The sequence below is a fragment of the Candidatus Kryptonium thompsonii genome (assembly GCF_001535985.1).
GTDB classification, from domain to species: Bacteria; Bacteroidota; Ignavibacteria; order Kryptoniales; family Kryptoniaceae; genus Kryptonium; species Kryptonium thompsonii.
Genome location: NZ_CZVS01000056.1, coordinates 1 through 12,353, shown reverse-complemented (window position 1 = coordinate 12,353; position 12,353 = coordinate 1). Strand labels below are relative to the sequence as shown.

Here is a 12,353-nt window from a genome sequence, read left to right as displayed (position 1 = left end):
TTTTGCAACCCTTGTTTGCTTCGCTTTGTTTAAACTTATCCAATTTAATTCAAATGGTTTGACTCAGGTCACATCACTAATTCTAAAGTTGACATTTTTGATTTTATTTTTTATCTTGCTTTTGACATCGAGTTCTTTTTTCAGGCGAAAGGAAAAGTAAGGGCACAAACCAAATGAGGCTACTTTTCATCATATTCATCACTTTCACTTTCATCATCGGTTGTTCTGTTTTTCGCTTTTATTCAGAGGATCAACATCAGATTAAGGGGAAAATCTATGTCACTGGAAATGAACCATTTACGGAGCTTGCAATTCAAGATGAAAACGGGGAAGTTTTCTTGATTTCAAAAAATTCACCAGTATATAAAGAATTGTGGAAAAATCAAGGTTCTACAGTAATTCTTGAGATTGAACGAAGAGAGACAAAAGGAAATGAAAAGGGCAAACTAATTGCCAAAAGTTTTAAAATCTTATCACCTAAATAAAAATCAACGGAGGAAGAGATGAGAGCAAAGATTCTTACATTTTTGCTATTTTTTGTTTTTATAAATTTTTCCTTTGCTCAAGGCTTACCATCTGAAATCAATCGCGCAACCCTTGAAAATTCACATAATGATATTGGCATCCCAATATGTGGAACAATTTTTCTCAACGATGAGATAGCAAAACAGGCGCTTGAGAACACGCGAATTTACAATCCTGAAGTTTACGCTTTGATGCAGAAGTCAATTCTTGAGAAATCGCTCCCGTTAAAAACCGCGGACACCGTTGGGACAAGAAGAAACTTTTTCGTCTTAAATTTAACAACAAACCAATTTGATAATGTTGTTGCGGAACTGAGAGCGGTAGGAAATTTAACACAAGTATGGGTGGATACAACCGAGCTCAATAATGGACATGTCACGCAAACAGAGGTTGACGCGATTTTAACAGCGCTTGAGACTCAAACTCCGTCCGCTTCAAGAGACCCAAATAAAGGTATAGTTGCGCTTAATCATCAATATTTTGGTCTCCCACCAAACAAAGATGGGGATGGAAAAACTGACTTTTTGATAACTGATATAAAAGACGGATGGCAACCTGGTGGAAGCTATGTCGCAGGATTTTTCTTTTCATGGGATCAAACAAATAATCAGGGGAGCAATCAGCGCGACATACTTTACATTGACTCATACCCAGGGATTTACTACAACGGTACAAGAAATCCGCAAAGACCGTTAAGCACGCTTGCCCATGAATATCAACACCTAATTCACTATAACTACGATAAGGACGAAGTGACATTTGTGAACGAGGGTTTATCAGAAGTCGCTGAGGTGATTTGCGGATATCCATTAAGAAGTCCATCGAGATATTTTGCAAAACCAAATGTGCCGTTGTTTGATTGGAACAATATAAGTGGTGATGTTCTCTCAGATTACTCGAGAGCTGCTCTCTTTACGCTCTATTATACCGAACAACTTGGGGATAATATTTTAAAACAAGCTGTGCAAGAGCCCAATAATGGTGCCACTGGCTTGAATCTCGTTTTCTCAACCAAAGGTACAACCTTCACAGATGTTTTGACGAACTGGTTTATTGCAAACTATTTAAACGACAAAACTGTCGATCCAAAATATGGTTATACTTATGCAATCTCAGGAAAGCCGACGGAATTAAATTATCACACTGATCCAAATGTCAGTGTGTCGAATCAAAATGTTTATGGATATGCAGTTAATTACATAGTTTTTGCGTATGGTGAATCACTCAAGGTGACATTTACGACAAGCTCAGCGCTTGTCAAGATAAAGGCGATAAAACTTGGTACTTCCGTTAAACAAGTTGTTGATGTTCCAGCTGGGGTTAGCTTTGAAGTTCCTGAATTTGGAAGCTCAGTAAATACTGTGATTTTCGTAGTAATAAACACAGGTTCAACTTCCGCGACATACTCTTATACTTCGCAAGGGCGACAGATAGCATTTTATGTTGAGACAGCATATGATGATGGAACGCCAGATAGATTTATCGGAAATGCCAATTTCCTTGGCTTCGGGAATAGCAGGGAAGGATTTGGTTGGGCTGTTAAGTTCGTCCCCGAAGTTAGTGTAAACCAGCTTGTTTCAGCTAAAATACTTGCAGCTTTTTCTCAAGAATTTTCTGGTTCTACTGTACCAGCTAATGCACCGAAAGATTTTTACTTCCATGTTTGGGCAGATAACAATGGTCTTCCAGGAAATGACATAATAACACCGTTCATCTACTCAACCAGTAGAAGTGGCTACGATGGTCAATTTTTAACCATCGATTTAACACCGTATGCCTCACAGCTTAAAAATCTTGGAACAATTTATATCGGCTTTACTGAAAATGACACAATTGGAACTTATGTCGGGATGGACAGTACAACAAAGGTAAATTATACCTATGCTTTCTTTGGCCCAACTCATCCATCAAATCCAAATACATGGGTTCCGATGGAAAATCTTCAAGTATCAAGTGGTGGAACCACTGTATCTTTGAGAGGTTGGAACATGATGATGAGAGCAACCTTCGCCTACACTGATACAACAAAGCCACGACTTATTGTTGGATTTTTCCAAAATCCTATTTTCAGCGAGCGACTTGATGTATTTGTTGCAAGCCCATCCAAACTTAACAAAAATAATCTCTCTGGGACGTTAACACAGGGTTCAAATGTAGTAAATTTAATCTTTCAACCAGTTCCAAATTCAAATGATAAGGTTTTTGTTGACAATAATATAACTTTAACATCAAGCGGGGCAATTGAAATAAGAGTTAGGGGAACGACAAAATACGGATTTGTCTATTCAGATACGGCTTATACATTTAATGTTCAATTTTTACAATCAGTCAGTGGTGGATATATTGCTTCAACAGATGGAAAAATGGAGGTTGAATTTGGGAGAAATTCACTCAGGGATAATTTATATGTAATTGCCTTCGCTGGCAATTCCGATGTTTTAAATGCCGAGGTTGAAAACTCAATTAGTACAAAACTAAGCTCAGTTTACACACTGAGCCCGGTCGGTTACGAACTTAACAGACCAGCGGTGCTTAAAATTTATCTCGATCCCAATAAAATTTCATCCATACCATTAAATGAATTGACAATCGCATATTGGGATGGAACACGATGGGTGGGATTAAATTCAACTGTTTCAAATTCTGGAGATTTCATCACAGCCGAAATAAGCAAATTAGGCCAATTCATAGTAACGAGAAAAACTGAGGTTACTGAAGTTGGCACTCCTGTGGTTGATATACCCCAAAAATTTGAACTTTACCAAAATTATCCAAATCCGTTCAACCCATCAACGAGCATAAGCTTTGACTTGCCTGAGGATGCGTTTGTAACTCTCAAAATTTACAACATCATTGGGCAAGAGATTAAAACGCTTGTAAATGAATTCAAAAATGCTGGGAGATATACTGTTGTTTGGGATGGCAAGGATAACACGGGTAAAATTGCACCATCGGGAATTTACTTTTATAGGATAACTGCCGGAAACTTTAGTAAGACATTAAAAATGGTTTTGACAAAATAAAAACGGGAGATAAAAATGAGAAGTTTCTTAAAACCGGGTATAAGCTTAACAATCGCATTTATACTTTTGATTTCATTTACAGCCTGTAAAAAACAACCTTCTGAGCCAAGCGCAGTTATTTATATCAGTGTAACCCCAAGCTCACTTAACTTTGGATATGTTGCGGTAAATCAATACAAGGATATGCCTATTGTAGTAAAAAATCAAAATAATTCAACTGGAAAACTTACTGGAACAGTAAATATAAGTGGAAACGGATTTTCAATTCAAGGAGCAACACAGTTTAATTTATCCCCTGGTGATTCAATTATCACTTATGTGAGATTTACCCCAACTTCTGATGGTGCATTCTCTGGAGCTCTTTCAATCACGCACAACGCGACAAATCTTTCTTCGCCTTTAACAGTTCAATTACTTGGGAATGGTGATGCAACCATAAATCAGATAATTTCCCTAATACAATCCGGTTGGCAATCATTTAGCAACAAAAATTATGACGATGCTTTTACGAAATTTGATCAAGCAGTTTCTTTATCTCGTGCTAATTCAAGATATGATAGTCTCCAAGCTGAAGCTGAATGTGGTCGTGGATGGTCGAGAGCCTATAAACGCGAATTTTCGCTCGCCAGGAATGATCTTCTAAATTCACTTGCTCATCAAAGTGTATCGCAAAGTGTCAGTTTAAATTCAAAAGCTGGACTTGCTTTCGTTCACCATGCGTTAAATGAATTTTCATCCGCAATTCAACGGGCGCTTGAAGTTTTAAATGCAAATCCAAACTATGTCTTTGCGTACGATAATCGCGTGTATTACAAAAGACTTCGCCTTGTTTTAGCCCAGTCATATTACACACTTGGTGATTTTCAAAGTGCAGCACAGCAACTTGACATAATTGATCCCGCCGGAGCACCTCACTCAACAGACCCAGCAGTTTTGCTAAGGCAAATTCAAGATATGTGGAGCAGGTTATAAAAACATGGCGAGCTTTATAGCTCGCCATTTCTACCTTGACTTTTTAAATCTTTCGGGTTATTTTTGTTAACGAGTTCCATTTCTAAAAAATTAAAATGGAGCGGATTATGTGCCTTGGGATTCCTGGAAAGATTGTGGAAGTCTTTGAAGAGAATGGTTTGAAAATGGGCAAAGTTGATTTCGGGGGCGTTGTAAAAACTGTTTGCCTTGAATATATCCCAGATGCACAGGTTGGAGATTACACTGTTGTTCATGTTGGGTTTGGAATAAGCAAACTCAACGAACAAGAAGCTCAAGAAATGCTTTATTACCTTGAAAAAATGGGATTTTTAAAAAGTGAACTCGGGGATCAAGAATGAAATTCATTGATGAATACAGGGATTCAAAACTTGTCAAAGCATATGTTGAAAAGATCCATGAGATAACAACCCGTGAATGGACCATAATGGAAATCTGTGGGGGCCAGACACATACGATTATAAAATACGGAATCGATGAGATGCTTCCAGATAAAATTAACATCGTTCATGGTCCAGGGTGTCCGGTTTGCGTTACACCACTTGAAATAATTGACAAAGCCATAGAAATTGCATCAACCCCAGGAGTTATATTTTGCTCATTTGGAGATATGTTAAGAGTTCCAGGTTCAAAAAAAGACCTTTTCACCGTTAAGTCAGAGGGTGGAGATGTGAGAATTGTCTACTCACCTCTTGATGCTGTGAAGATTGCGATGAAAAACCCAGATAAAAAAGTTGTCTTTTTCGCGATTGGCTTTGAGACAACAGCGCCAGCAAATGCAATGGCGGTATGGAGAGCAAAAGAACTCGGATTAAAAAATTTCTTTGCTCTTGTTTCACATGTGCGCGTTCCACCGGCAATTATAACAATCCTTGAGTCACCTTGGAACATGATAAATGGATTTATCGCTGCGGGACATGTTTGCACAGTTATGGGATATGAAGAATATGAACCGATCGCGGAAAAATACAAAGTTCCAATTGTTGTCACAGGTTTTGAACCAGTTGATATCTTACAGGGTATTTTTATGTTAATTAAACAACTTGAAGAGGGACGTCATGAGGTTGAAAATCAATATAAGCGTTCAGTGCGTCGCGAGGGAAACATACCAGCAAAACAGCTTATCTTTAAGGTTTTTGAAATTGCAGATATGAAATGGCGTGGTATTGGGTTAATTCCAAACAGTGGCTTTAAATTAAAAGAAGAATTTTCTGAATTTGACGCGGAAAAAGTTTTTAGCGAAATCTCTACTATAAAAACAGAGGAATCATCACTTTGCATAAGTGGTTATGTTCTTCAAGGAGTTAAAAAACCCAGTGATTGCCCAGCTTTTGGAACGCTTTGCACACCATTAAATCCTCTTGGTGCACCCATGGTTTCATCTGAAGGAGCATGTGCAGCTTACTATAACTATGGCAGAATAAAAATTTAAATATGCTATGGCAACAGAATTTAATTTAAGTTGTCCAAAACCACTTGCAAATTACGATAAAATTCTCCTTGGTCATGGGAGCGGGGGAAAACTCACAGCGGAACTGATAAGAAATGTATTTTTACCAGCCTTTGACAATCCATATCTTTCCGAACTTGGGGATCAAGCAGTTGTGAATATAAACGGGATTAAAATTGCGTTTACAACTGATTCATATGTGGTTAATCCTATTTTCTTTCCTGGCGGAAATATTGGAGAGCTTGCGGTAAATGGAACTGTAAACGATTTAGCAGTTGGCGGTGCAAATCCACTTTTCATCAGTGCGGGCTTTATAATCGAAGAAGGTTTCCCAATCTCTGATTTATGTGTAATAGTTGAAAGTATGAGAAGAGCTTGTGAAAGAGCTGGCGTAATTCTTGTAACAGGTGATACAAAAGTTGTTGAAAAAGGCAAGGGTGATAAAATTTTCATCAACACATCTGGAATTGGAATAATAGATCATGATATTGAAATCTCACCACACAAGGTCAAGCCCGGAGATAAAATCCTGATAAATGGTCCCATAGGTTTACACGGAATAGCTATTTTATCAAAGCGCGAGGGGATAGAATTTGAGATAGAAATTGAAAGCGATACAGCACCATTAAATTACCTCGTTCACGATATTTTATCCGTAAGCCAAAATATACATTGGATGCGTGACCCAACACGTGGTGGAATCTCAAGCGCGCTAAACGAACTTGCGCAGTCTGCAAATATTGGTGTTGAAATATGGGAATCGGAAATTCCAATACCTGAACCAGTTAAAGCAGCATGTGAAATGCTTGGGCTTGATCCACTCTATGTCGCGAACGAAGGCAAATTGATCGCAGTCGTTTCTTCAGAAGATGCGGAGAAAATACTCGAAACAATGAGAAAAAATCCATTAGGAAAAGAAGCAAAAATAATTGGTGAAATCACCGAAGAACATCCCGGCGTTGTCCTCCTTAAAACTCTTATTGGTGGGTTAAGAGTCGTTGATATGCTCGCTGGAGAACAACTGCCGAGAATATGTTGAACTTCCAAAATCAAACACTTTTAGTAATTTAAACCCAGTCAAACCATCGATACTAACAAAGTTTTTCACTTAGCTAATATCATTTTTCTTTGTTGAACAAAATTTCCAGCCTGCAAATGATAGAAGTAAACCCCACTTGGCAACCTTTTGCATCAAATCTTATACAATCTATACAAACCTTCAATATCCCTTAAAAAATTCTCGTCACTTCCATTCCAAAAACATCATATATCCCAAGTTCGATATCTGAAACCTCAGGTTAATTGTCAGATTCAATCAAAGTGTTCAAATTAAAATAAGTTTAGATAATTTTTGATAAGTGGAAATTCTCTTGGTATTATTTCTTCTTTTTCTTATAAACATCAAGTATTACTCCCCCCCCCCTCACGATATACCGCAAGCCTTCCCTCCGTTCCGATCCATTTGTTTCCTTGGGAATCTATCGCTATAGCACGTACCCAATTATGTGGTAGGCCTGAATTTGAAGTGTTATAAACAGTCCAACTTACATCGTTAAACTTCGCAAGCCCTCCTCCGTTTGTTCCAATCCATTTATTCCCCTGAGAATCTATCGCTATTGCATTAATCCAATTATCCGGCAAACCTGAATTTGAAGTATTATAAACGGTCCAACTTACACCATCGAACTTCACAAGTCCTCCTCCTTCTGTTCCAATCCATTTATTTCCTTTGAAATCTATTGATATAGCATTAACCACATTATTTGGCAGGCCTGAGTTTGAGCTGTCATAAACAACCCAACTCACACCGTCAAACTTTACAAGGCCCAGTTCTGTCCCAATCCATTTGTTCCCCTGGGAATCTATCGCTATTGCATTAATCTGAGCATCCGGAAGCCCTGAATTTGAAGCGTTATAAACGGTCCAATTTGTACCATCGAACTTTACAAGTCCTCCTTCATATATTCCAATCCATTTGCTCCCTTGGGAATCTATCGCTATGGCAGAAATATAATTATCTGACAGAGCCAAGTTCGAAGTGTCATAAATAGTCCACTTTACTCCGTCAAACATTGCGAGTCCTTTATTCGTCCCAATCCATTTGTTTCCTTGAGAATCTATCACTATGGCAGAAACATAATTATCTGGTAGACCTGAATTTGAAGTATCATAAACAGTCCACTTTACACCATCAAACCTTACAAGTCCTTTATCTGTACCAATCCATCTGTTCCCTTGGGAATCTATTGATATAGCAAGGACATCATTACTTAGTAGACTTGAATTTGAAGTGCCATAAACAACCCAATTTACATCATCAAACCTAGCGAGCCCTTTTGATGTCCCAATCCATTTGTTTCCTTTGGAATCTACCACTATGGCACGAACATTATTGCTTGGTAAACTTGAATTCCGAGTTTTATACACAATCCAATTTACCCCATCAAACTTTACAAGCCCTCCCGATGTTCCAATCCATTTGTTTCCTTGGAAATCCATTGCTATAGCAAAAACATTATTACTTGCAAGACCTGAATTCGAAGTACTATAAACAATCCAATTTATCTCATTAAATTTCGCAAGTCCCCCTCCCTCCGTTCCGATCCATTTATTTCCCTGGGAGTCTATTAATATGGCACGAATACTACCCTTTGGCAGACCTGAATTTGAAGTACTATAAATAATCCAATTTACACCATCAAATTTCGCAAGTCCTCCACTTGTTCCAATCCATTTGTTCCCTTGGGAATCTATCGATATAACAAAGATGTAGTTATCCGGCAAACCTGAATTTGAAGTGTTATAAACAGTCCAATTTACACCATCAAACTTAGCAAGCCCTTTCCCTGTTCCAATCCACTTATTACCTTGGGAATCTATTGCTATAGCACGAACATTATTACTTGGTAGTCCAGAATTTGAGGTATTATAAACAGTCCAATTTACACCATCAAACTTCACAAATCCCCCTTCATATGTCCCAATCCATTTATTCCCTTGTTCATCTATTGCTATGGCAAAAATGACATTACTTGGTAGACCCGAATTTGCCTTGTTATAACTAACTTTCTCACCTGTTAGGATATTCAACTTAACAAGCCCCAAGTTTGTCCCAATCCAAATGTATTCATCTTCAATCGCAAGCGAAGTGATGTAATTTTCAGCTGTGAAAACAATCCATTCTGGACTTTGATGAGATGAAAGATGGATGTCAAAATTCGTACTCAAAAAACACATGAAATTTTTTTAGCCTTGTCAACAGTTCACTTCTTGTTTTGCTCCAACTATTCAAAATTAAAAAAAGGTTCCATACTTGTCAAGTCTATTTTGCAATTAGCATTGTTAGCTAAAAGCTTTGGTCAGTGAGCAAAACTTAGCAAAAACAAATTATAAAAGAGCAAGGTTAAAATCTCTGGTGCATGAATACCAGAAATATCACCTTAAGTAAACAAGTCATTTATTACGAGTGCAAAATCCGCCCCAACACTATCGTAAATAGTCTTAATCAATTACATCATCTGATAATTAGCATTCCCCTCTGTCCAACAAAACCGCTTGTTTTCAGTTGATAAAAATAAATTCCACTTGGTAGATTTCTCGCATCAAACAACACAGAATGCTCGCCAGCATCAAATTCCCCATCCACCAGCGTTGTTACTTCTCTGCCGAGAATATCAAAGACTTTGAGTGTTACATATGTTTGACTTGGTAACGAAAAGCGAATGGTTGTCGAGGAATTGAATGGGTTAGGGTAGTTTTGGTATAATGCAAATCCCGAAGGAACATTATTTTGGTTCAGATATACCTCAGTCAATCCAAATACTGAATCTGCCCATGAATTAAAATCTCTCAATAGTTGGTCAATAGAACGCGAGCTATATTCTTCATACCATAGTTCGATATACCGTATATTAAGCTCTTTTGCTTGCGCAAATGCTGTTGCTATTGTGTTATCAGCAAATCTTTCAGGTTGACCACTGTGACCAATCATTTGTGCATATTTATCGCCGGGAAAAGTCTTTAAGAAAGACAATAAATCTGGTTGATAAGTTGTTTTTCCCGAAAGCCACCAAATTGCAGCGCCTATTCTATGATTTAGAAGCGGATCATTAAATAAATCTGAAATTATTGTTATCGGGATTGTGGAAGAATTCTCAATATCGTGAATTTCAAATGCTAATGCTTTTGTCGGAAAAGCGTTTGCGAAATAATATGCCGTTTGTTTCGCTGCAGCAATCCATTTTTCTGCTGTATATCCTTTAGCTCGCATCGAATCCATATTTACACCTTGCAAATGCCCCTCAATCCCATTCGCTGTCATTTGTGTGATATATACCAATGCTAACGAGGTGGCAAAACTTGGTGAGGAATTTAAAGATGACACCTCGTTAGCATTTGTGTGATATATACCAATGCTAACGAGGTGTCATCTTTAAATTCCTCACCAAGTTTTGCCACCATAAGCCTGATTCGATTTTGCACGGTGCTGTCCCACCACAACGGCAATTTATACGGAATCGTTCCTCGAAATTTATAATCAACAAATGGAACGTGAAGAGAATCAACCAACCACGCTGGCGAGCCAGGTCCTCCCATACCAACGGCGAGCGCATATTTCTTGTTGTATTGTTTTACAAGGTTAATTTTGTTTTTCAAAGCAGAAAAAGTAAACACTCCGGGCGACGGCTCTATCTCTGACCATTTCGTCACAATTAATTGATATCGACATTCCGGATGATTAAGAACAACCGTAGATACATTAGGCCCAGTACTTGCAGAACAACCTTTCGGTTTATAAACTTCTTGAGAAAGTAACAACGCTGAAATGGGAGCAACTTCCAATACAAGAAGCACTAAACCAACCCAAATAAAGTGAGGAATTACCCTCACCATTTTATTATCACTATTTTATTATCATCATTTTCTTTTGCTGAGCAAAATTACCGGCTTGCAAGCGATAGTAGTACACTCCGCTTGGCAAGTCTTCAACATTATAGACAACGGAATGTTCACCAAGGTTTAATTCTCCATCCACCAGCGTTGTAACTTCTCTGCCGAGAATATCAAAGACTTTTAGCGTTACATATGTTTGACTTGGCAATGAAAAGCGAATAGTTGTGCTCGGATTAAACGGATTTGGATAATTTTGTTCAAGCCTAAACTGAGTTGGATTTTCTCCGAGGCTAGTGACATTTGTAACCGGCGAAATGGCTACACCATAAACATCTCCATCGGTAAAGTATATACCACTATCAGGAGCAACCCCAAACCTTACTCTTGTTGTAAAAACGAGATATTTTCCACCGCCATAAACAACATAGCTTCCAAGCGGATTTTTACCCCCAAGCGTATCAAAGACAACAAATTCTTCACCCTTTGGGTTTAAAGATAAATCAAAGAAACGAGCGAAGATTTTAGAAGTGAAATCCTGTTTAAATCCTGTGGCTGTAAATAAAATTTCACCACCATTAACGGAAGCGCATGGGACAATATATGCATTTGGGGTAATAAGAATTCGTTGGGGCAAAACTGTACCATCTTGATTTATAAATCTTGCATAAGTCTTCCAACCTGTTGTCTCCTCATCAGGGAAAAAACTGATAAATTTTTGCCCATCGAAAGTGACAAATAACGGGTTATCACTTGGCGCAGGGCTTCCATCAACTAAAAAGCTTGCCCCAATCGCTGAACCATTCTCACTTACCATCTGGCCCCAAATCTCATTGTCATAGTCACCAGTCTCTTTAATGAAGCAAACCAGATATTTAGAATTACCATAAGCAAGCGAATACTCCTTTCGCGCAAGAACATTAGATACCTGAAATGAATTTTCCATATATCCATTTGGTAGTATAAACTTCCCAGCTAAATAATAACCGCTTGAGCTTCTGATAGCAAAAACAAGAAAATACTTATTGACCGTCGAATTAAAATGAAGAACTGAAACTCCATTTAAATAACACTTCAAGGTTGAGTCAGAATATAAATTACTTAACTGAAAAGTTTTAGCGTCGATAAATCGATATTTAATTCCTCCATTTTCACCATCAGTCCACACCACAAGAAAACGATTACCATCAAATGCCACCTGTGGTATACCTACTTCAAAATTTCCTGCTGGTATTACTGTTGTTCCCAAAACGATTGGACTTCCAATTAAAGAGTTATCAGCCTTTGATAAAAATTGTCCAACTATTTCAGCGCCACCTGTTGACAACTCTTTCCGCATAACAACGAGATATTTCTCGGAATCATAAGCCCCGCCAAGAACGAATGTTGAATCACGTCCAGTTTCAATCCCAAATTCAGGTCCGATTTGTGGGATTTGAGAAATTAAAAAACTTGAAAAGACAAAAAGAAGGATG

10 protein-coding genes are annotated in these 12,353 nt (G+C 38.0%); 6 read left to right on the top strand and 4 right to left on the bottom strand.

Annotation, left to right across the window (positions count from 1 at the left end; translation table 11 throughout):
- The first annotated feature begins 173 nt into the window (after positions 1-173).
- The 6 genes from AWW78_RS08255 (at position 174) to hypE (ending at position 7,027) form a co-directional block, all read left to right on the top strand.
- Complete coding sequence (locus AWW78_RS08255; RefSeq protein ID WP_047134838.1) at positions 174-485, top strand: hypothetical protein; 312 nt, start codon at positions 174-176, stop codon at positions 483-485.
- A gap of 18 nt (positions 486-503) precedes the next feature.
- Complete coding sequence (locus tag AWW78_RS08250) at positions 504-3,548, top strand: FlgD immunoglobulin-like domain containing protein (protein WP_047134837.1); 3,045 nt, start codon at positions 504-506, stop codon at positions 3,546-3,548.
- Between the two features lie 15 nt (positions 3,549-3,563).
- Positions 3,564-4,520, top strand: coding sequence for a choice-of-anchor D domain-containing protein (locus tag AWW78_RS08245; protein ID WP_047134836.1), 957 nt, complete (start codon positions 3,564-3,566; stop codon positions 4,518-4,520).
- Between the two features lie 107 nt (positions 4,521-4,627).
- Positions 4,628-4,879 carry a HypC/HybG/HupF family hydrogenase formation chaperone gene (locus tag AWW78_RS08240; protein ID WP_047134835.1) on the top strand — a complete coding sequence of 84 codons (252 nt, stop codon included), beginning with the start codon at positions 4,628-4,630 and terminating at the stop codon, positions 4,877-4,879.
- Positions 4,876-5,970: a hydrogenase formation protein HypD gene (gene hypD, locus AWW78_RS08235; protein WP_047134834.1), complete on the top strand. Its 1,095-nt coding sequence runs from the start codon at positions 4,876-4,878 to the stop codon at positions 5,968-5,970. The genes AWW78_RS08240 and hypD overlap by 4 nt, the downstream gene beginning before the upstream one ends.
- Positions 5,971-5,977: 7 nt before the next feature.
- The gene (gene hypE / locus AWW78_RS08230) at positions 5,978-7,027 is read left to right on the top strand and encodes a hydrogenase expression/formation protein HypE (protein ID WP_047134833.1); all 1,050 of its coding nucleotides are present in this window, start codon (positions 5,978-5,980) and stop codon (positions 7,025-7,027) included.
- 362 nt (positions 7,028-7,389) lie between these two features.
- Here the strand turns inward: hypE and AWW78_RS08225 are convergent, their stop codons facing one another.
- The 4 genes from AWW78_RS08225 to AWW78_RS08210 all read right to left on the bottom strand — a co-directional run.
- Positions 7,390-9,225: a two-component regulator propeller domain-containing protein gene (locus tag AWW78_RS08225; RefSeq protein WP_075426216.1), complete on the bottom strand. Its 1,836-nt coding sequence runs from the start codon at positions 9,223-9,225 to the stop codon at positions 7,390-7,392.
- 277 nt (positions 9,226-9,502) lie between these two features.
- Positions 9,503-10,309, bottom strand: coding sequence for a T9SS type A sorting domain-containing protein (locus AWW78_RS08220; RefSeq protein WP_141653909.1), 807 nt, complete (start codon positions 10,307-10,309; stop codon positions 9,503-9,505).
- Between the two features lie 50 nt (positions 10,310-10,359).
- Entirely contained in the window at positions 10,360-10,806 is a 447-nt protein-coding gene (locus tag AWW78_RS08215) for a beta-galactosidase (protein ID WP_218059853.1), read from the bottom strand.
- Between the two features lie 85 nt (positions 10,807-10,891).
- Positions 10,892-12,353: T9SS type A sorting domain-containing protein (locus tag AWW78_RS08210; RefSeq protein WP_141653908.1), on the bottom strand; the 1,462-nt coding region annotated here is incomplete at its 5' end.

What these genes read in the sequence shown, in the direction of transcription:
- AWW78_RS08225 (WP_075426216.1), bottom strand. Translation starts at nt 9,225, where the DNA reads ATGTGTTTTTTGAGTACGAATTTTGACATCCATCTTTCATCTCATCAA.
- AWW78_RS08220 (WP_141653909.1), bottom strand. Translation starts at nt 10,309, where the DNA reads ATGACAGCGAATGGGATTGAGGGGCATTTGCAAGGTGTAAATATGGAT.
- hypD (WP_047134834.1), top strand. Translation starts at nt 4,876, where the DNA reads ATGAAATTCATTGATGAATACAGGGATTCAAAACTTGTCAAAGCATAT.
- hypE (WP_047134833.1), top strand. Translation starts at nt 5,978, where the DNA reads ATGGCAACAGAATTTAATTTAAGTTGTCCAAAACCACTTGCAAATTAC.
- AWW78_RS08240 (WP_047134835.1), top strand. Translation starts at nt 4,628, where the DNA reads ATGTGCCTTGGGATTCCTGGAAAGATTGTGGAAGTCTTTGAAGAGAAT.
- AWW78_RS08255 (WP_047134838.1), top strand. Translation starts at nt 174, where the DNA reads ATGAGGCTACTTTTCATCATATTCATCACTTTCACTTTCATCATCGGT.
- AWW78_RS08245 (WP_047134836.1), top strand. Translation starts at nt 3,564, where the DNA reads ATGAGAAGTTTCTTAAAACCGGGTATAAGCTTAACAATCGCATTTATA.
- AWW78_RS08250 (WP_047134837.1), top strand. Translation starts at nt 504, where the DNA reads ATGAGAGCAAAGATTCTTACATTTTTGCTATTTTTTGTTTTTATAAAT.